This window comes from Exiguobacterium sp. FD-YE-25-4 (genome assembly GCF_057004685.1).
In genome coordinates this window covers 2,773,635-2,791,521 of record NZ_CM168041.1, presented here as the reverse complement: position 1 = coordinate 2,791,521, position 17,887 = coordinate 2,773,635, and the positions used below count along the sequence as shown (strand labels likewise).

The 17,887-nt window shown below is 54.1% G+C and carries 23 protein-coding genes; 18 read left to right on the top strand and 5 right to left on the bottom strand.

Annotation, left to right across the window (positions count from 1 at the left end; translation table 11 throughout):
• Nucleotides 1-33: 33 nt before the first annotated feature.
• Nucleotides 34-1,002 (top strand): phosphotransferase family protein, encoded by a 969-nt coding sequence (locus tag AC13H5_RS14360; RefSeq protein ID WP_483546087.1) that lies wholly within the window; start codon nt 34-36, stop codon nt 1,000-1,002.
• A gap of 1 nt (nt 1,003) precedes the next feature.
• Here the strand turns inward: AC13H5_RS14360 and AC13H5_RS14355 are convergent, their stop codons facing one another.
• Entirely contained in the window at nt 1,004-1,750 is a 747-nt protein-coding gene (locus AC13H5_RS14355) for a hypothetical protein (protein ID WP_483546086.1), read from the bottom strand.
• Nucleotides 1,751-1,842: 92 nt separating this feature from the next.
• A complete protein-coding gene (locus tag AC13H5_RS14350) occupies nt 1,843-2,535 on the bottom strand; it encodes a hypothetical protein (protein ID WP_483546085.1) in 693 nt (230 codons plus the stop codon).
• A 98-nt stretch (nt 2,536-2,633) separates the two neighbouring features.
• Here AC13H5_RS14350 and AC13H5_RS14345 point away from each other — a divergent pair, with 98 nt between their 5' ends.
• The 10 genes from AC13H5_RS14345 to AC13H5_RS14300 all read left to right on the top strand — a co-directional run bounded on the left by AC13H5_RS14345 (nt 2,634) and on the right by AC13H5_RS14300 (nt 11,178).
• Nucleotides 2,634-3,554 carry an AAA family ATPase gene (locus AC13H5_RS14345; protein WP_483546084.1) on the top strand — a complete coding sequence of 307 codons (921 nt, stop codon included), beginning with the start codon at nt 2,634-2,636 and terminating at the stop codon, nt 3,552-3,554.
• A gap of 2 nt (nt 3,555-3,556) precedes the next feature.
• On the top strand, nt 3,557-4,609 hold the full coding sequence (locus tag AC13H5_RS14340; RefSeq protein WP_483546083.1) for a DUF58 domain-containing protein: 1,053 nt from the start codon (nt 3,557-3,559) through the stop codon (nt 4,607-4,609).
• A gap of 64 nt (nt 4,610-4,673) precedes the next feature.
• The gene (locus AC13H5_RS14335; RefSeq protein WP_483546082.1) at nt 4,674-5,213 is read left to right on the top strand and encodes a ribonuclease FAU-1 family protein; all 540 of its coding nucleotides are present in this window, start codon (nt 4,674-4,676) and stop codon (nt 5,211-5,213) included.
• 48 nt (nt 5,214-5,261) lie between these two features.
• Complete coding sequence (locus AC13H5_RS14330) at nt 5,262-6,389, top strand: tetratricopeptide repeat protein (RefSeq protein WP_483546081.1); 1,128 nt, start codon at nt 5,262-5,264, stop codon at nt 6,387-6,389.
• 136 nt (nt 6,390-6,525) lie between these two features.
• The gene (locus AC13H5_RS14325) at nt 6,526-6,957 is read left to right on the top strand and encodes a MarR family winged helix-turn-helix transcriptional regulator (RefSeq protein ID WP_034779705.1); all 432 of its coding nucleotides are present in this window, start codon (nt 6,526-6,528) and stop codon (nt 6,955-6,957) included.
• Nucleotides 6,958-6,997: 40 nt separating this feature from the next.
• Nucleotides 6,998-7,990, top strand: coding sequence for a ring-cleaving dioxygenase (locus tag AC13H5_RS14320; RefSeq protein WP_034779704.1), 993 nt, complete (start codon nt 6,998-7,000; stop codon nt 7,988-7,990).
• Nucleotides 7,987-8,616, top strand: coding sequence for an NADPH-dependent FMN reductase (locus AC13H5_RS14315; RefSeq protein WP_034779702.1), 630 nt, complete (start codon nt 7,987-7,989; stop codon nt 8,614-8,616). The genes AC13H5_RS14320 and AC13H5_RS14315 overlap by 4 nt, the downstream gene beginning before the upstream one ends.
• Nucleotides 8,617-8,708: 92 nt before the next feature.
• On the top strand, nt 8,709-9,185 hold the full coding sequence (locus tag AC13H5_RS14310; RefSeq protein ID WP_483546080.1) for a hypothetical protein: 477 nt from the start codon (nt 8,709-8,711) through the stop codon (nt 9,183-9,185).
• 60 nt (nt 9,186-9,245) lie between these two features.
• A complete protein-coding gene (locus tag AC13H5_RS14305) occupies nt 9,246-10,313 on the top strand; it encodes a saccharopine dehydrogenase family protein (RefSeq protein WP_483546079.1) in 1,068 nt (355 codons plus the stop codon).
• 67 nt (nt 10,314-10,380) lie between these two features.
• Nucleotides 10,381-11,178, top strand: a complete 798-nt coding sequence (locus AC13H5_RS14300; protein WP_034779697.1) for a GNAT family N-acetyltransferase — start codon at nt 10,381-10,383, stop codon at nt 11,176-11,178.
• A 31-nt stretch (nt 11,179-11,209) separates the two neighbouring features.
• Here AC13H5_RS14300 and AC13H5_RS14295 read toward each other — a convergent pair whose 3' ends face one another.
• Nucleotides 11,210-11,995, bottom strand: coding sequence for an SDR family oxidoreductase (locus AC13H5_RS14295; RefSeq protein WP_034779695.1), 786 nt, complete (start codon nt 11,993-11,995; stop codon nt 11,210-11,212).
• Between the two features lie 85 nt (nt 11,996-12,080).
• Complete coding sequence (locus tag AC13H5_RS14290; protein WP_034779691.1) at nt 12,081-12,395, bottom strand: hypothetical protein; 315 nt, start codon at nt 12,393-12,395, stop codon at nt 12,081-12,083.
• A 147-nt stretch (nt 12,396-12,542) separates the two neighbouring features.
• Between AC13H5_RS14290 and AC13H5_RS14285 the strand changes: the two genes are divergently transcribed.
• The 4 genes from AC13H5_RS14285 to AC13H5_RS14270 all read left to right on the top strand — a co-directional run bounded on the left by AC13H5_RS14285 (nt 12,543) and on the right by AC13H5_RS14270 (nt 15,212).
• Nucleotides 12,543-12,848 carry a hypothetical protein gene (locus AC13H5_RS14285; protein WP_483546078.1) on the top strand — a complete coding sequence of 102 codons (306 nt, stop codon included), beginning with the start codon at nt 12,543-12,545 and terminating at the stop codon, nt 12,846-12,848.
• A gap of 66 nt (nt 12,849-12,914) precedes the next feature.
• On the top strand, nt 12,915-13,928 hold the full coding sequence (locus AC13H5_RS14280; RefSeq protein WP_483546077.1) for a S66 family peptidase: 1,014 nt from the start codon (nt 12,915-12,917) through the stop codon (nt 13,926-13,928).
• Nucleotides 13,928-14,530: an NUDIX hydrolase gene (locus AC13H5_RS14275; protein WP_483546076.1), complete on the top strand. Its 603-nt coding sequence runs from the start codon at nt 13,928-13,930 to the stop codon at nt 14,528-14,530. Before AC13H5_RS14280 ends, AC13H5_RS14275 begins: the two co-directional genes overlap by 1 nt.
• 94 nt (nt 14,531-14,624) lie before the next feature.
• Complete coding sequence (locus tag AC13H5_RS14270) at nt 14,625-15,212, top strand: GNAT family N-acetyltransferase (RefSeq protein ID WP_214753431.1); 588 nt, start codon at nt 14,625-14,627, stop codon at nt 15,210-15,212.
• On the opposite strand, the gene AC13H5_RS14265 is transcribed toward AC13H5_RS14270, so the two are convergent.
• On the bottom strand, nt 15,193-15,657 hold the full coding sequence (locus tag AC13H5_RS14265; protein WP_034779680.1) for a GNAT family N-acetyltransferase: 465 nt from the start codon (nt 15,655-15,657) through the stop codon (nt 15,193-15,195). The two genes, AC13H5_RS14270 and AC13H5_RS14265, sit on opposite strands and share 20 nt — an antisense overlap.
• A gap of 70 nt (nt 15,658-15,727) precedes the next feature.
• On the opposite strand from AC13H5_RS14265, the gene AC13H5_RS14260 reads away from it, so the two are divergent.
• From AC13H5_RS14260 to AC13H5_RS14250, 3 genes are all read left to right on the top strand, one after another.
• Nucleotides 15,728-16,528 (top strand): GNAT family N-acetyltransferase, encoded by an 801-nt coding sequence (locus tag AC13H5_RS14260; protein ID WP_483546075.1) that lies wholly within the window; start codon nt 15,728-15,730, stop codon nt 16,526-16,528.
• Nucleotides 16,525-16,707 (top strand): hypothetical protein, encoded by a 183-nt coding sequence (locus AC13H5_RS14255; RefSeq protein WP_152567766.1) that lies wholly within the window; start codon nt 16,525-16,527, stop codon nt 16,705-16,707. Before AC13H5_RS14260 ends, AC13H5_RS14255 begins: the two co-directional genes overlap by 4 nt.
• A 181-nt stretch (nt 16,708-16,888) precedes the next feature.
• On the top strand, nt 16,889-17,881 hold the full coding sequence (locus tag AC13H5_RS14250) for a M23 family metallopeptidase (protein WP_483546074.1): 993 nt from the start codon (nt 16,889-16,891) through the stop codon (nt 17,879-17,881).
• The last annotated feature ends 6 nt before the right edge of the window (nt 17,882-17,887 follow it).

Genomic DNA, 17,887 nt, shown 5'->3' with positions numbered 1-17,887 from the left:
TCCTAGGAGATGATGAAAGAAAGGGTGAACAGGATGAGACAGGCAATCCCATGGCGTGACCGATCGTTTCGTGAACGGTTCGAACGATGGATTGAGGCAAACGTGCCGAATGCGAGGTGGCACGTGATCAAAGATACCGATTTGACGTACTTGCTTGTTGGCGCGCTCGATAAGGAACGTTACTACGCCAAAGCGGTGACCGATATCAGCCGCGGCGAGGCCGGATTGTCGGCGTTTCTGGCCGAGCGGCATCCTGATTTCGTGCCTGACGTCATCGCCATCGATTCAGCCCGGAACTGGTTGCTCATGCGAGACATCGACGGAGAGGCGCTACGTGAACGACCGGACGTGAGTCGATACGAAGCGGCGTTGCGTCAATACGCACAGCTGCAGCGACAGGAGATCGACCAGATCGAGACCTACTTGTCTTACGGCATCCCGGACCGCCGACCGGCCAAGTTGAAGGACGAAATCCGCACGTATTTACCTGAGCTCTGCGTCGGGCTCGAGCAATACAAAGCCGAGGCCATGCTCGCGCTTCAAGATGAATTGATCGCCATGTGCGATGAGCTGGCGACCGGGATGCCGATGAGTCTCGAGCACGGTGATTTGCACGGCGGCAACATCTTCTGGCGGGAACGGACGAATGATTTGTGTATCCTCGACTGGGGCGACGCGACCGTCACGCATCCGTTTTTCAGCGTGCGCGTGTTTTGGAACGCGCTGTACGACTTATTGCCGGAAGAAGACGAGGTCGCCTGGTATGAACAGATTCAAACGATGCGTACGGTTTACTTGGAAGCGTGGAGCGGCGTCGCACCCAAGGACGTACTTTGGCGTCATCTATTGATCGCCGAAGAGCTCGGTTGCGTCTATCGTGCCTTGTCGTGGCATGTGTATGTGACGAGGTACCGGTACGATGTAGCTGAGTCGAGCGATAAGCCGGCGCAATGGCTCAATTTGCTACTCGAGTACCGGGACTTGAAACGACGCTTCCCATAAGTCATTCATGTTTCTCGAGTAGGTTTTCATAATCCGTCTCGCTCCAAAACAGCGGAGCAATCGACTCCGGCCCTTTGAAGATCTCACCGTCCCGGTCATAGACGATGGCATAGCCACCCTCGACCTCAAAGACGATCAAATCGGCCTTCACTTCCTTGACCCCGTTCCCAGCGATGATGACGTTCTCGAGCGGGTCACGCGCGACTTGCACGCCCCATTCGTCGAGCTCGACGATGAGTGCGGACGTATAAGCGTGACGGTTATAGAGCGCCTGAAACTCGTCTTCGGTCAAAACGACGTCCGTCGGTGGGGCACTCGTCCCATATTTTCGTTTCTCGATTTCTTCGACGAATTGGAGGAACGACGCCTCTTGCCAAAACAGCGGCGCGACCGACTCGGGGCCGTTGGCGATGTCTCCGTTCGCGCTCTCATAGACGGTGGCGTACGTGCCGTCGTCAAGTTTGAACGGATGAATGTCGGCGTATGTATGATGGATGCCGTCGCCGGCGATGACGACGTGCTCGAACGTCTCGCGGAACGGGGTGAGTCCATCGTTCTCGAGTGCCGTCAAGAGCGGCGCTACTTTTTCGTATTGGTCGAAGACGTCCTTAAAATCTTCTCGCGTCCAAGCGGTGATGTCTTCGGACGACGGCTCATTTGTATCGGCTGGGACGATGGGTTGCTCAACGGAATCGGTGCACCCGGTCAATAAAAACACACTGAATCCGAGTAGGCCTAGGCGTTTCATCAATCAAACCTCCTAAGAAAGTTACATTTTTTTCCTGTTATCAATGAGCGTAGCATGTTTGCCAGTCATTGAGAACCCGGGTACTTTCTCGCTCAGGGTTGCCGCTTCAAGTAACGGTCGAGTGCCTCGTGAAATCGTTGTTGCTGCTCGAACGGGATGTCATGATCGGATGCGGGACCATAGCGAATCAGATGATAGAGCGAGGCGTCGATATCTGTCAGCTCGATGCGTTCGAACCAGTCGACGACCGTCTCATTCGTCCGAAGTTTTAACTCAGGGGCGAGCGACGCGTTGAACGTGATCAGCCAATCCCTCAGTTCGATATTCGTGAGCATCGGGAACGTCCGTGCCTCAATCGATGTGTCCGCGTTGAGAGACAGTGGCGCCAAGGCATTCTGTCTACTAGAGAACGTGAATCCTTTTCCCCGTCGACGACGCAGCCATCTACGCACGCCATAGACGGTCAACCCGATGGCGGCAAGGAAGGCGAACAATGTGCCGAGTCCGCCTGGGGCATCACCATTCCCGCGACCGAACTTGAATTTGAGCATCTTTTCCTTCGGGCGAGGGTCTCCCTCAAATTTGGGCCCTGTCGTTTTCCCCATATCGATGCCGCCTGTTTGCCGCTTATCCTCTTCTTCTCTGTTCACTTCCGTCACGTTAATTGGAGCAGGTGTATTGATTGTTTGGAACCAACTGAACGTCTCCTTGCTGATAAAGACGAACATCACTACGAGACAAGCTGTCACAACAAGGAACCCTATAAATCGAGATGACCACTTCATCCTTTCCCTCCTTATCGGAATGTTCAGACTATTTATTGTCTATATTACCATAAACAGGTAAACTTCGAATAAGACATCTACCAACGGAGGGGAACGAAATGGGAATCGAAGCGGTCATCAAACAGTTGAATGAAGTGTATTTGGGGAAAGGTGAAGTCGTCCGGCTCTGCTGCACGGCGCTTCTCGCCGAAGGGCACATCTTGCTCGAGGACGTACCTGGAACGGGGAAGACGTTGCTCGCCAAAGCGATTGCCGGCAGTTTGGACGGGTCATTCTCGCGCATCCAATTTACGGCCGATTTGCTCCCGTCCGACGTCATCGGGACCGACTACTTCAATATGCAGACGCAAGGATTTGACCATCGCCAAGGTCCGATTTTCGCGAACATCGTCCTGATTGATGAAATCAATCGAGCCGTCCCACGCACCCAGTCGGCGCTGCTCGAAGCGATGGAGGAACGACAAGTCTCAATCGGCGGGAAGACGTATCCGATGCCGAAACCGTTCTTTGTCATCGCGACGCAGAACCCGATTGAATCGGCCGGGACGTTCCCGCTCCCAGACGCGCAACTCGACCGGTTCCTCATCTCGATTCCGGTCGGCTATCCGGAAGCCGCCGAAGAGCGAGAACTGTTGTTGCAAGTGTTGACCGAGACCCGCAAACAAATCGAGGCCGTGACGTCACTCGCCTCGCTGCAAGAAGCGCAGGCTGAGACGAGACAAGTCGCGATTCAAGACGATGTCCTCGATTACATGCTCGGTCTCGTCCATGCGACCCGGGGGCATGCGTCCGTCGAGGTCGGAGTCAGCCCACGCGGCGCGATCGCATTGCTCCGTGCTTGTCAAAGCTATGCCTATTTGGCCGGCCGGCTGTATGTCATCCCAGAAGACGTCAAAGCCGTGGCGCCGTATGTGCTCGCCCATCGCATCATGTTAACACTTGAAGGCGGCATCAAGTCGACGAAAGCGAACGTCGTCGCGCACATTTTAGACACCGTCCCCGTACCGGTCGAGGGCTGACGATGACACTCTCCACACACGCATGGTTACAGCGACGGCTCCTGCCCGTATATATCGTGAGCGGAGTCATGCTCGTGTTTTTCCCGTACGTCTACGGATTCGGCTATCTATGTTTCATTGTCGCGAGTGCGATTTGGATGCTCGAGCGGACGCGGCAACAACTCGAGCGGCACATCGATCTCCAGTTCACGCAATACGAAGAACTGCTGTTTGTCGGGGACGAGAGTCGGCTCGTATTGGTTGTCGATGGGGTGGGCGAGTTGGACCGGCTCGGACTGCCACTTCGCATTCGTTTGAAGGCGAGCTCGGGAATCAGCTTTCCGGCGCATGACCGGATCCCGAGCGTGCTCGACTATGAGGTCGATGTCGGTCAGGCCCGACATGAATTGATTGTGCGCGCCGAGTATCGCGGTCCAGCTACGTTTGAGGAATGCGTCATCGCCGTCACGCTCCCGTTTCGACTAGGGACGTATTTGTATGAGCGGCCGGTTGATACGCAATGGACCGTCCTCCCGTCACTCCTCTTGCACCCACCGGTCGGGACGAAGCGGCTAGCGCTCGGGGAACGACCACTCTTGGCGTCACCGCTTCGAAATCCGTTGCAGCTGATTGGATCGAAACCGTATGAAGGGGAACCGGTCAAGGAGATCGACTGGTATGCGACGGCAAAACTCGGACGATTGCAGTCGAAAGTGTTTCAACAGACGACGCTCGATACGTTCACGTTCGCCGTGGATTTGAACGGACCATCCGGTTACACGCTCCATCATGATTTCGAATCGCTGATCAGCCAAGTCGCTTTCGTCACGTCACGTTTGTTGAAAGAGGACTGCAAGATTGAGTTATTCTTGAATCGTTTTGAAGAAGATGGGACGATGGTTCATATCCGGCTTCAAGAAGGCGAGCGCGGCATACGATTCATCTTGTTGCAGTTGGCGACCATTCACCCGGGCAATCGCTTCATTTCGACTGACGCCTTTACGCGGATGGTCGAACGGAAACGGTTGAAGCAAAGCCATCTCGTTTGGTTCAATCAGCATAATTTGTACGATTGAACAGGGGAATGTCGGATTTTGACGAACTCTATAGTTATGAACTGGGTCAAAAGGAGAGAGACATATGCCAAAACGGAAATTTGCCAATCGTCGAGACTGGGAACGGATCTTGCAACATCGCTACGCGCAAATGGAGGTACATGATGACCGTTTCTCCGGGACCGTCGCCTTGTTTCAAATCGACGCGGTCCGCGCACCGCAATATAAGATGCACAAGGGAGAGGAGTTCATCGTCGCCGACGCTGGCTACGCCTGGCTCCAATATTTCCCGGACGACGAGCCGTTCGGTGTGACTGTCATGTTCAATGACCAAGGCCACATCGTCCAATGGTACATCGATATCGTCGAAGCCATCGGATATGAGGATGAGATTCCGTACATGGACGACCTCTTGCTCGATATCCTCATCTTCCCGAATGGGGATGTCGTCCGTAAAGACGAGGATGAATTTGAGGAAGCGACAAAGGCTGGCGAACTGGCGCCGGAACTCGTCGAGAAAGGATGGCGAGATTTCAAAGAGACGCTCGATCGGATCGAACATCGTGACTTCGTCTACTTCGAGTTGGCGAACGAGCATTATACCGAATTGAAGCAAAAACTTTGAACGGCCTGTTCCCTTTGGTACAGTGAAAGAAAAAACAGGGGGACGAATATGAAAATTATCAATATCGAGACGTGGTCGCGCAAGAAGCACTATGAGTTCTTCAAGGCGTTCGACGCCCCGCATTTCAACGTGACGGCGAGCGTTGATGTGACGAAGTTACATACGCATGCCAAACGGACCGGTCAATCTTTTTTTAAGCTGTTCTTATACGGTGCCGTCAAGACGGCGAATGCCATCCCGGAGCTTCGCTACCGCATCCGCGGCGACGAGGTCATCGAGCATGACGTCGTGCATCCGTCCTTTACTGTCATGATGGACGATGACGTCTTCAATTTTTGCACGGCAACGTACAAAGACGCGTTCCCGGACTTCATGGAAGAAGTGACGGCCCGGATGAGCGGAGCGAAACGGGAAGTCGTCGTCGGTGATGATGAGCCGGACAGTCTGCTTTACATCACGAGCGTGCCTTGGGTCACGTTCACGAGCATCAGCCACCCGACACACGACCAACAGCATGATACGGTGCCGCGCATCGCCTGGGGCAAGTTCACGGAGACCGGTGACCGGATGACGATGCCGCTCTCGGTCCAAGCGCATCATGCCCTCGTCGATGGTGTCCATGTCGGTCGCTATTACGAGTTGTTGCAAGCGTGGCTTGACGACTTGAGTGACTTGCAAGTTCAAACCCCAGAGGAGAAGGGGCTCGACGAAGCGATTCGTCTCCGCGAGAACGGAGAGCTCGAACGGGCAAAGCAGCTGTTGCTCATGTTGCTCCGACAAGACGAGAAGAACCCACGCCTCCATGCCCATTGCGCCTGGTGTTATGACTCGCTCGGCGAAGAGCGGCAAGCCGTCCCGCATTATGAACGGGCAATCCGGCTCGGCCTCGCCGGCGAAGAGCTCCGGGAGACGTATATCGGACTCGGCAGCACGTATCGGGCGCTCGGCCGCTACGAGGACGCTGAGGCGTTGTTCGCCAAGGCGATTGAACAGTTCCCAGACATCGGGGCGCTCAAAGTATTTCAAGCGATGACCCATTATAATCTCGGGCGCCACACTGAAGCGACCGGTACGTTGCTCGAACTGCTCGCAAGCCCGGAGCCGGATGACAGCATTAAACGGTATCGTCGCGCCATCGCGTTTTATGCGCGTAACTTGGACGAGACGTATGACTGAAACGACAAGACGAGGCAACTCGTCTTTTTTTTGAGACGAATTGATTGACCCATCAAATTTAGCGTGTTATATTTATCTCGAATTAAAGATAATGAAATTTAAAGTATTGTTTTCTCTCAGCAGAGGAGGGGAACAGATGAAACAATCCAACACATTAAAAGCCATCACGGTGTTGCTTCGGGCCTCGCAATCGATTCAAGACGTGGTCAAGCATGAAGTCGCCGAGTACGGGCTGAATCCGACCGAGTTCTCGGTCCTGGAATTGCTGTACCATAAAGGCGACCAACCGATTCAAATGATCGGCAAAAAAGTATTACTGACGAGCGGGAGCATGACGTATATCGTCGACCGGCTCGAAGCGAAAGGTTACTTGATTCGCAAAGCGTGTCCGAGCGACCGTCGCGTCACGTATGCGGCACTGACTGAGGAAGGACAGACACTCATGTCATGCATCTTTCCAGCCCACGAAAAACGAATGGACGAGTTGTTCGATGGACTCGAACTAAATGAAACGATCACTCAATTGAAGACGATCGGCAAACGCGCCGAAGCGTCAAAAATTTTTTAATTAATTATCTCGAAATCAAGATTTTGAAGGAGCGATTTTAATGAACCATGTAAAAGGTATTCACCACGTGACGGCGATTACGAGCAGCGCCGAGAAGAACTATGACTTCTTCACGAACGTCCTTGGGATGCGTCTCGTCAAAAAGACGGTCAACCAAGACGACATTCAGACGTACCACTTATTTTTCGCCGATGACAAAGGCAGCGCTGGAACAGACATGACGTTCTTTGATTTCCCGGGCATCCCAAAAGGCGTGCACGGGACGAACGAGATCGCCAAGACGTCGTTCCGCGTCCCGACCGACGAGGCGCTCACGTATTGGGAACGTCGCTTCAATCGCCTCGGCGTGAAGCATGAAGGCATCACCGAGCAGTTCGGCAAGAAAACGCTCGCGTTCGTCGACTTTGACGAACAGGCGTACCAGCTCATCTCGGATGAGTTCAACGTCGGCGTCGCGTCAGGCGAACCGTGGCAAAACGGCCCGGTCCCGCTCGAGTACGCCATCACGGGCCTCGGTCCAATCTTCATCCGTATCGCGGACTTTACGTATTTCAAACAAGTGATGGAGCAAGTCATGTTGTTCGAAGAAATCGGGCAAGAAGGTGACGCGCATCTCTTTGAAGGAGGTGAGGGTGGAAACGGAGCGCAAGTCGTCGTCATTCATGACGAAACGTCACCAGTCGCGCGCCAAGGGTTCGGAACCGTGCATCACGTCGCTTTCCGTGTCGATGACCGCAGTGTCCTCGATGAATGGACGGCACGCTTGCAACAGTTCGGGTTACCGACGTCAGGCTATGTCGACCGCTTCTTCTTCGAATCGTCTTATGCACGAGTCGCGCCGCAAATCCTGTTCGAATGGGCAACGGACGGACCAGGATTCATGGGCGATGAACCGTATGAGACGGTCGGTGAAAAATTGTCACTCCCGCCGTTCTTAGAACCGAAGCGGGAACAGATTGAAGCGATGGTTCGACCGATTGATACGGTCAGAAGCACAAAAACGTTTGAGAAAGAATATGAGGGCATGAAATGAGCTTTTTAAATCGTTTGTTCGGTAAACAAGAGGAACCAACCAACTCACAAGGAGGAACTAACATGTTGAAAATTGGAATCGTACTCGGATCGACTCGTGAAGGACGTGTCAGCCCGCAAGTCGGAGAATGGGTGAAAGAACTCGCGGACAAACGCGGTGACGCCAACTATGAAATCATCGATATCGCAGACTATAGCCTCCCGCTTCTCGGCGAGCCAGGCGGCGACGCAACAGGTGCCGGCGCATGGTCTGAGAAAATCGCGGAGATGGACGGCTTCGTCTTCATCGTCCAAGAATACAACCACTCGATCACAGGTGCGCTCAAAAACGCCCTCGACTACTTACGCAACGAATGGCATAACAAAGCAGCCGGCATCGTCTCATACGGTTCGGTCGGCGGTGCGCGTGCGACGGAGCACTTACGCGGCGTGTTGAGCGAGCTCTTGATCGCCCACGTCCGTGTCCATCCAGCGCTCTCGCTCTTCACAGATTTCGAGAACGGCACACATTTCGCACCGAAAGACGTACAAGTCCAATCGGTCAACGACATGCTCGACCAGCTCGTCCCATGGACAGAAGCGATGCAGACGGTCCGCACGAAAGCGGCAGAAGCTGCGAACAACTAAAAGTATTTGGCCAGCCTTTAAACAGGCTGGTTTTTTTGTGCGCTTTTTTTACGGGTCATGTAAAGTTGGAGTAGAAGAAGGGGGGAATGAGCGTGTGGGCTCGGAAAATTGTCGCGGCGTCGCTCACGGCCCCGATTTATGCACTCTTGTTGGCGTGTTGGGTCGTCATCCCGCAATATCCGGACAGCGGTGGGGTGAGCGATACGGTGAATGGGCTATTGATGTTGACGGCCGCCTATCTGGCAGTTAGTTTCCCGGTCATCGTCACGTACGGCGTGTTCACGTCGGTGTTCAGCGATTGGGTGACACGCCGGATGTCGAAGCGGTTCGGGCCGCTCGTCTCGTTTGGGTTACATATCGGGTTCGGGCTCGTCTTGCACTGGCTCAGTTTAGGGGCGGCGCTATTATATTGGGCGATTGATCGCTACTTGACATATAAGGGCTGTCGGTTCGGGACAAGGCAGGTGTGGTCGAGTCTCGTCATCCCCGTCGGTGTCATAGTGACGGCTGTTGGCATCGTCTATTTGATTGGTGTGATGCAAGACGTGATGCATCGGTTACACGGGTGAAAGTTGGCAGGATAGGGAACAAAGAAAAGACATGTTTGTAGAGTTGAAGGAGGAATCGTGATGAAATGGATGATTTATGGGGCGAACGGATATACTGGTGAGTTGATTGCCCGGCAAGCAGTAAAAGAAGGGATGACACCTGTGCTCGCGGGTCGGCGTGCGGACGCGATTGCCAAGCTCGGGGAAGAGCTCGCGTGTGAGACGCGCGTCTTTAACATGTCGTTCGATAAGGCGACACGCCAATTGGAAGACATCGACCTCGTGTTACACTGTGCCGGACCGTTCGCCGATACGAGTCGGCCGATGGTCGAGGCGTGCCTCGCCACGAAGACGCATTACTTGGATATTACCGGGGAAATTGAAGTGTTCGAATACATCCACTCGAAGAAACGGGCCAAGCTTGCGCAAGAGGCGGGCGTGTTGCTTTGTTCGGGTGTCGGCTTCGACGTCATCCCGACCGACTGTGTGGCCCGCAAGTTGAAAGAGCTGATGCCGGACGCGACGAATCTAGCCCTTGGCTTCTCGGCGGCCGCCGGTATCTCACGCGGGACGCTGAAAACAGCCATCCGCGGACTCGGGTCGAGCAGTGCCGAACGGAAAGATGGCGAACTGACACCATTCCCGCTCGGGGCGAAACGCCGTCACATCGATTTCGGACGCGGCAAGAAAACGGCACTTGCGATTCCATGGGGGGATGTCTCGACCGCCTATTATACGACTGGTATCCCGAACATCACGACGTGGGTCCCGGTCCCGACGGCTTACGCTTACGGGGCGCGTCTCTTATCTTGGTTCGGCCCGATTCTTGGTAGCGACGCGGTGCAAGGAAAGCTGCTCCGTTACGTTGATGAGCACGTGAGCGGACCGGATGAGTCGGAGCGGGAGCAATCATCGACGTATGTCTGGGGCGAGGCGACGGACGCTTCGGGTCGCAAAGTGATCGTTCGCATCAAGACGGCGAGCACGTATGCCTTCACCGTGTACGGCGCACTTGAGGTCGTGAAGCGTCTTGTCGGATCGGGCCGGGTCATTCCAGGCAGCTTCACACCGGCGATGCTGTTCGGGTCGCACTTCATCGAAGAAATCGAAGGATCGTCGTCATTTGTCGTCGATGAGGTCCGGCTGTAACGGAATCACAATCTGTTCGCAATCGAAGTGTGGTAAACTCAGGGGAGATTAGTGGGGAGGGAACGAGATGAGACGCTTAGAACTAGCCAGGCGGATCGAACGCATCAAAGCGGAAGGGACGTCTGCCTATATTCGGCATCGTAAACAGACCCCTCCCTATGAAGGTTCGGAATTGATTGTCGAAAACAAGGGTCACGTCTTCCGGATGGGCAATACGAGTTTCGCGGTCGGCTTCGGGTTGAATCGACCGACCAGTTTTTACGATTTGCACCAGATGGAGAAGTGGGTGCGCGGGAAGAACGTGTCCCGCCTACATATCGAAGTCTGTCCACTCGCGGACATGTCGCTCCTTCGGTTGCTGCAAGAACGAAACTATACGCTCGACCACTTCCTCGACGTCTGGTTGCTCGACGTGAATGCGTTCGTGTTCCCATCAGATGAACCGGACGCGGTCGAACGGGTGAACGCCGATAACGTAAACGAATGGGCCCGGGCCATCGCGGCTGGCTTTGCCGAGACTGGGACGGTCATGCAAGAGACGATTGATACCGCGAAAGGTTTCTACGCGCTGCCCGAAAACCAGGCGTTTCTCGTCCGCGAAGGCGAGACGGCTGTCGCCGGCGGTATTCTTGCCATCCAGGACGGGATGGGGGAATTGTTTTTGACGAGCACAATCCCAGCTTACCGAAACAAAGGTTACCAGACACAGCTCATCTTGGAGCGGATCGCCGCCGCGAAAGCAGCGGGTTGTCAGTACGTGACCGTCACAACGAAAGTCGATACGGCCTCGGGCCGCAATATGGAGCGTTTAGGTTTTATCCCGTTCTATCAGAAAGCGGTCATGAAAAGCCCGATCCTCAAATAAACAGGTCGCCCCGCGGGGCGACCTGTTGTCGTTAAAGCAAAGATTCGGCGCCGTCGACGTACACCTCGGAACCGGTGACGTGGCTCGACATGTTGCTCGCGAAGAACAACACGACGTCCGCGACTTGTTTGGCCGTGCCTGACTTGCCGGCGAGCGGCTGATTCCCTTCCGGGTACTCAATCGGGATGACGACTTCCTCAAGCAAGGCGTCGTCTCGGTTCGTCGAGTCATCGATGTTCGTATCGATGGCGCCGGGACAAATCGAGTTGACGCGAATGCCGAACTGGGCGAGCTCGGCTGCAGCCATTTTGGCGAATCCGGTCTGTCCGGCTTTTGTCGTCGCATAGCCGCTGAAACCGAAGTTTTTGAAATAACGGTTCCCGTTGATGGATGACGTGATGATGATGCTGCCGCCTCGTTCCTTTAAGTAAGGGATGGCATGTTTCACCGTCAAGAACGTGCCCGTCAAGTTCGTCTCGACGACACCGTTCCAATCCTCGAGCGACAAATGCTCGATCGGCGTGATCGTCCCGTTACGACCCGCGTTCGCGAAGACAATGTCGACACGGCCGAAACGTTCGACTGTTTGTTCGTACGCCCGTTTCATCTCGTTTTCGTTCCCGACGTCGGCACTGATGCCGATGGCCCGTTCTTCTCCGATCAGACTCGCGAGTTGCTGGGCATCTTCCAATTTTAAGTCGATGATGGCGACTTTCGCCCCCGCCTGGACGAACCGGATGACGGCGGCGCGTCCGATTCCGGATGCCGCGCCTGTGATGAACGCGACTTTCCCCGATAACAATGTATTTGAAATCATTCAATTCGCTCCTTTCAGCTTCCTGTTCTCATATTCCACCGTTCTATGAAAACTATGCTCGTTTTCTGAAAAAAAGCCGTGTCGCTTAATCCGGTGTTACATGGATTGACACGGCAATCTTGAGTTTTGCGTCCCGGTCGAGCTCCACCGTGACGACTTGACCAACTCGGAGTTCTTGCACGTCGTCCGCACTCCCGGTTACTTCGGTCTGATCGTTGATTAAAATCGTCTGCAACTTCACCTCACTGCCTGAGACGTCACTCGGACCAATCATCAATTGCGGGATATCGATTTGCTCAATCCGTCCCTCGATTTGATGGTCGTCCCATGTACTAATCCAATACACTGCCACTAAACAAAGACCGATAAATGCCAGAGCAAAGATGAGTCGGGTTCTCATGGTGTTCCTCCTCTGTGTCATTCCGGTACGATGGTTTCCATTAGTTATTTACCCGGATTACAGGAATCCTATAGGGTTCTTTTGACAGGAATTTGAATCGGTGATGCGGAATAAAACAAGACAATTTGATGAGTGGAGGCGCTGACGATGATTCTAGTCGGGCTGGTTAGTTTGATCATTTCAGGATTGGTGGCGTTCGGATGGTGGACAATCGGTTTTCCGCGGCGACGCATATGGGGCGGACTGATGATGTTAGGTGTCGCATTCATCTGCTCGCCATTCTTGCTTGTCTTGAGCGGAGAACGGTTTGGATTCAATGGCATCATCGCGGGATTGGTCGGATTATTTTGTATCGTGGCGGGCGGATTCTTCTTTCTTGTGCTCGGTTGGATTGGTCGCCCGCAGAAAATTCGAAAGGTACGGACACTCTCGGAAGACCCTGATTTGTTTTAGGATAGGTTGTCAGCCGACTCTTGGAACCCGTACAGTGAATGAAACGAACGTGAGGGAGCGATGATGTTGGGGACAAGTAAACAACCGCTGGCGTTACGGGCAGGGGACATAATTGGAATCATCACGCCCTCGTTTCCGGCACCGGTCCGTTTTCCGGAACGGTATGCGCGAGGAATTGAACAGCTAAAGCGGATGGGATTTCTCGTTCGAGAAGGACGGTGCACGCACCGTTCAGAAGGATACCGCTCGGCCTCGATCCGAGAACGGGCCGAGGAGTTCAATGAACTGCTGCGTGATGATGACGTGAAAGCGATCATCAGCACGATTGGGGGAACGAACTCGAACTCACTCTTACCGTATATCGATTACGAGGCGTTGCGACAACATCCGAAAATTATCATGGGGTATAGCGATGTCACAGCACTCCTCCTCGCCTGCTATACGGAGACGGGCGTGACGACGTTCTACGGTCCAGCCATCGTCCCGTCGTTCGGGGAATACGAGACGATGTTTGCGGACGGGGAGCGCTACGTGCGAGAGGTACTCTGTTTGGAGCGGACGGCGCCTTACACACTCGACGTTCCCCGAGAGTGGACCGAGGAGATGATCGATTGGTCGACGCAGGACCGAGAGAAAAATTTCCGCCCGAATGATGGCTGGCTCACTCTTCGAGAAGGTCAGGCTCGTGGCAAGTTGATTGGTGGGAACATGAATACGATGACCGGCTTCTTGAAATCGGACTATTTCCCAGACTTGGACGGGGTCATCCTGTTTTTAGAAGACTCGTTCAAGACGATGGCAGACGAGGAACGTTCCCTCAGTATGCTCAAACTGGCCGGAGTGTTCAATCAAATCAATGGACTCATCATCGGGAAACATGAACATTTCGATGCGGCCGGCGCACCGTTCACGTTTGAGGAGCTGTTGCTCGAAGTGCTTGGAGACGTCGACTTCCCGATTTTGACGAACGTCGATATCGGGCATACGTTTCCGTCACACGTGTTCCCCATCGGCATCGATGTCGAACTCGATGCGACGTCAGGGACAATCACATTTTTAGAGGATGGAGTGACGCGATAATGGAATTCATCACGGTCGTAGACCACCGGCGGAAGAAAGTTGGCTTGAAGTCACGCGCCGATGTACACCGGGACGGGGACTGGCATGAGACGTTCCATTGTTGGATGACGGCCCACGACCGTCTCTTCCTGCAACTTCGAAGCGAACGGAAGGCAGATTTTCCCGGATTGTTCGATATCACGGCAGCCGGGCATTTGGCGGCCGGAGAGACCGTTCGGGACGGGGTGCGGGAGATTCATGAAGAGCTCGGGCTCGACCTGACGTTCGATCAACTGACTCCGCTCGGCGTCTTCGAAGACGTGATCGAGACAGGGACATTTTTGGATCGAGAGTTCGCCCATACATATGTCTACGCGTACGCGGGAGAACCGTTTACATTAGATGAGACGGAAGTGGGCGATGTCGTCACGGTCGATTTTGCGGCGTTCCGGTCGCTCTTGGCCGGGAAGCATGCGGAGGTTGAGTCGATCTCGGCAATCTCAGGGGAGACGCGGACCATGACGAAGCAAGATCTCGTGCCCCATCCGACAAGCTACTGGGAGCAAGTTTTGACAGGCCTTGAAGAGTTGACTTCAAGCGATCGAGGCGGGTCTCATGATTGATTTTATTTGGCAACTGCTGAACGTATTGCTCGTGCTCGGTTTAGGTAGTCTTTTGGTTTGGTGTTTTCGCAAGTGAAGAGGGGGGAATGACGAGATGAACGTTGAACGTACAGATACACCGCTCCAGATTGAGACCGGACGGTTATACTTGCGGGCACCTCGCGCCGGGGAAGATGCCCGTATCGTCAACGAGGCGATTCGGGAGTCGCATGATGAACTGAAGCGCTGGCTTCCGTTCGCGCAAGAAGTGCCGACGTTATCCGAGACAGAAGAAAACTTGAAGCGGGCACAGGAACTCTATGTAACAGGCGAGAGTTTTCGGTATCTCATCTTTTTACGGGAGACGGGGACGTTCGTCGGGACGGTCAGCCTGTTTGGGATTGACTGGGACGTACGGAAGGCTGCAGTCGGCTATTGGCTTCACACGGAACACACCGGCCACGGTTATATGAGCGAGGCGGTCGAGGCGATCGTCCGTTTCGGATTCGCCCACTTCAGCTTCCAGCGGATTGAAATCCAATGCGAGTCGACCAATGAAGGAAGTCGAATGATTCCGGAACGGCTCGGCTTTCAGTTGGAAGGCACGCTCCGAAACGAGGACTTGTCTGCTGACGGAAAACGCTTGACGGACACGGCCGTCTACAGCATCTTACCCGGCGAACTTATACCTGCAGCGACATGATGCGTTGGGGTCCGACCGGTCCGTCGATCAAGCGGCCGGTGTCGACGAAGCCGACAGTTTGATAGAGCGAGAAGGCCGGCTCATTTTTGAGATTGACTGACAGGACGACCTCGTGTTTATCGGTGAAGTGCTCCCGGACATAACTTGGCAAGAGACGGAGCGCCGCTTTGGCGTGGCCGTTTCCTTGAGCCGGATGATTGATGGAAAACATCGAGAGCAATAACGCATCTCGCGCCTCCGTGTAAGAGGCGACCCGTTCCGTGTCGTGTAGCAGAAAGAAGCCAACGGGCTCATCGGTCGTGATGACGACAGGGTACACCCCGTCTGGCAACTGCGAATCGAGATCTGTTGGGAGCGTCGTATACTTCTCTTGGTCGAGCGGTAGGGAAAATGTCTCCAAGACAGGCCAATGGGCGTCACGGAGTGGTTCGAGTTTGATTGACATCCGGATTCCTCCTCGGTGTAAGTTGACTCTTCTAGTATACTGAACTCTAACTCGAAAGGAACTGAACTCGATGGCAAGACCAGTCATTTCTTATATCCAAAATCCGCCGCTCGCAGATCTTTACCGTGCTTTCATGGATGGTTTTTCCGATTATATGATTCATTTTGACATGGATGAGACTCGATTTGAGGCGGTGTTCCTCGTCCGCGATCAAAACCAGCCATCCCGTTCCGTCGTCGCATATGCGGACGATCGTCCTGTTGCCGTTATGTTGAGCGGCGTGGCGCACCTGGCTTCGGGGTGGGTCACTCGTTGCGGTGGCTTGGCGGTCGCCCCTGGCTATCGACACCTCGGCATCGCGAACGAGTTGATGCGCCGCTTCGATGAACAAGCGATGGGCACACGCCTGCTTGAAGTCATCCAAGGGAACGAACCAGCGCTCACGCTTTATGAACGGCTCGGCTATGAAACAGTTCGAGAAATTATTTACTTCCAATCTGTACCGACCGAGACGGAGGCGTCGCTCGAACCGGAACCGATCACCGAGCTATTCGAGACGTATTATCCGTCTGCGACCCACCGACCGATTTGGCAAGTCGACGTTCGTACGACCCAACAACAAGCTGAGCTTGTGCGAGTCCGTGAGGGCGAGACGACAGGAGCCCTCCTTTTCCGAGGCGATTTGCTCCTTGATGTGTTTGGTCGGGATGAAGATGCGGAATGGTTGTTGCGAGCGGCAGCAGCGGCCGGTCCGATTAAACTGACGCTCACTTCGGATCGTCCGGCCTTGATCGAGGCAGCCCGCCGACTCGGATTCGTGCAGGACGCCATCGCTCAATTCGAGATGGTCAAACCGGGAGGTATCGTGTGATGCATCGTTTTTTGCCCGTCCTGATGGTGCTGCTGATTGTCGGGAATTTGTTCACAATCCTCGGACTGACGACGAACTTGTCGTCAGCCAGCACCCGGTTCTTTTTAATCGGTGGCCCGGCCTTGACCGTCTGCGCCGCCCTCAGTATTGTCATAATCGTATTGAAACGAAAACGATGACCGCGATAGGACATATGAAGTTTGAGTGAAGTTTGTGGAGGGTCGATTCACCGTTTTGACATGTTCGACATACAAATGAAATGCTTCATATATTGAACTTTTCAAACATGGATGCTATATTCGCACTTGTAGCTTTTTATATAGCTAGCGAATCATCCTATTTGGAGGTTTTTATCAATATATGTGGAAACAACTACTCGTAACCGTCGGTACAGGCGTCCTGATTTTTTCAGGGACTTCAGCCGTATCGGCGGATCAACTTACCCCGCAAGACCTCGTCAAGGCGACGAAATCGCTCGAACAGACCGAACAGCGGCTTCATACCTCAAAACAATCGGTCGTGAAAGCCAAACGCCGCGCTGAAGCGGTGGAAGCAAAAAAGAACGCGATTCAAAAGAAGATTGATCGTGCCAACGCGAAACTCGCGTCATACGAGACGGCGCTGAATCCCGAGACGGATGATCCATCCCTGTTCAAACAAGTGTTATCGACTGTGCTTCCGAGCGCGAAAGCGGAAGCGGCGGCATCTGAAAAGACCGAGGCTGACTTGAAAGAGAAACAAGCGGCGACGACTCGGTCGTTAGAAAAATTAGAGAACGAACAGGCCAAAGTGGACGCAGAGCACAAGAAAGCCCGCTCGACCCATTCAGCCGCCTACAAGCAATTGAAACATCGGGCCGCCGAGTTGAAAGATTTGAAACGACAAGCGGCAGCGTTAGCGCCTGAGAAGTTCATGATGCCGGCGACCGGTCGTCTGTCACAAGGCTACGGCGCTGCGAGCGGACAGTTCGGGTACACGTTCCATAACGGACTCGATATCGCCGCGAACGTCGGCACACCGATTTACGCGGCCGCGGCCGGAACGGTCACCGACGTCAAGTCAGGTGGTCCTTACGGCAAGCACGTCTTCATCGAGCACGAAATCGATGGTCAGAAATGGACCACGGTCTACGCGCACATGCATAAAATCGAAGTGAAAAAAGGACAGGCGTTGCTCCAAGGCGAAGGCATCGGCCAAATCGGCAACACCGGCAACTCGTCAGGTCCTCACCTCCATTTCGAAGTGCATAAAGGCGAATATGCCTATTCATCCAGTTCGGCCGGAAACACGGTCAACCCGATGGACGTCGCCGAAGTACTCGGTGGCGCGTCGCCCATTAAAGCCACTTATTGACGCAAC

What these genes read in the sequence shown, in the direction of transcription:
- AC13H5_RS14360 (WP_483546087.1), top strand. Translation starts at nt 34, where the DNA reads ATGAGACAGGCAATCCCATGGCGTGACCGATCGTTTCGTGAACGGTTC.
- AC13H5_RS14355 (WP_483546086.1), bottom strand. Translation starts at nt 1,750, where the DNA reads ATGAAACGCCTAGGCCTACTCGGATTCAGTGTGTTTTTATTGACCGGG.
- AC13H5_RS14350 (WP_483546085.1), bottom strand. Translation starts at nt 2,535, where the DNA reads ATGAAGTGGTCATCTCGATTTATAGGGTTCCTTGTTGTGACAGCTTGT.
- AC13H5_RS14345 (WP_483546084.1), top strand. Translation starts at nt 2,634, where the DNA reads ATGGGAATCGAAGCGGTCATCAAACAGTTGAATGAAGTGTATTTGGGG.
- AC13H5_RS14340 (WP_483546083.1), top strand. Translation starts at nt 3,557, where the DNA reads ATGACACTCTCCACACACGCATGGTTACAGCGACGGCTCCTGCCCGTA.
- AC13H5_RS14335 (WP_483546082.1), top strand. Translation starts at nt 4,674, where the DNA reads ATGCCAAAACGGAAATTTGCCAATCGTCGAGACTGGGAACGGATCTTG.
- AC13H5_RS14330 (WP_483546081.1), top strand. Translation starts at nt 5,262, where the DNA reads ATGAAAATTATCAATATCGAGACGTGGTCGCGCAAGAAGCACTATGAG.
- AC13H5_RS14325 (WP_034779705.1), top strand. Translation starts at nt 6,526, where the DNA reads ATGAAACAATCCAACACATTAAAAGCCATCACGGTGTTGCTTCGGGCC.
- AC13H5_RS14320 (WP_034779704.1), top strand. Translation starts at nt 6,998, where the DNA reads ATGAACCATGTAAAAGGTATTCACCACGTGACGGCGATTACGAGCAGC.
- AC13H5_RS14315 (WP_034779702.1), top strand. Translation starts at nt 7,987, where the DNA reads ATGAGCTTTTTAAATCGTTTGTTCGGTAAACAAGAGGAACCAACCAAC.
- AC13H5_RS14305 (WP_483546079.1), top strand. Translation starts at nt 9,246, where the DNA reads ATGAAATGGATGATTTATGGGGCGAACGGATATACTGGTGAGTTGATT.
- AC13H5_RS14300 (WP_034779697.1), top strand. Translation starts at nt 10,381, where the DNA reads ATGAGACGCTTAGAACTAGCCAGGCGGATCGAACGCATCAAAGCGGAA.
- AC13H5_RS14295 (WP_034779695.1), bottom strand. Translation starts at nt 11,995, where the DNA reads ATGATTTCAAATACATTGTTATCGGGGAAAGTCGCGTTCATCACAGGC.
- AC13H5_RS14290 (WP_034779691.1), bottom strand. Translation starts at nt 12,395, where the DNA reads ATGAGAACCCGACTCATCTTTGCTCTGGCATTTATCGGTCTTTGTTTA.
- AC13H5_RS14285 (WP_483546078.1), top strand. Translation starts at nt 12,543, where the DNA reads ATGATTCTAGTCGGGCTGGTTAGTTTGATCATTTCAGGATTGGTGGCG.
- AC13H5_RS14275 (WP_483546076.1), top strand. Translation starts at nt 13,928, where the DNA reads ATGGAATTCATCACGGTCGTAGACCACCGGCGGAAGAAAGTTGGCTTG.
- AC13H5_RS14270 (WP_214753431.1), top strand. Translation starts at nt 14,625, where the DNA reads ATGAACGTTGAACGTACAGATACACCGCTCCAGATTGAGACCGGACGG.
- AC13H5_RS14265 (WP_034779680.1), bottom strand. Translation starts at nt 15,657, where the DNA reads ATGTCAATCAAACTCGAACCACTCCGTGACGCCCATTGGCCTGTCTTG.
- AC13H5_RS14260 (WP_483546075.1), top strand. Translation starts at nt 15,728, where the DNA reads ATGGCAAGACCAGTCATTTCTTATATCCAAAATCCGCCGCTCGCAGAT.
- AC13H5_RS14250 (WP_483546074.1), top strand. Translation starts at nt 16,889, where the DNA reads ATGTGGAAACAACTACTCGTAACCGTCGGTACAGGCGTCCTGATTTTT.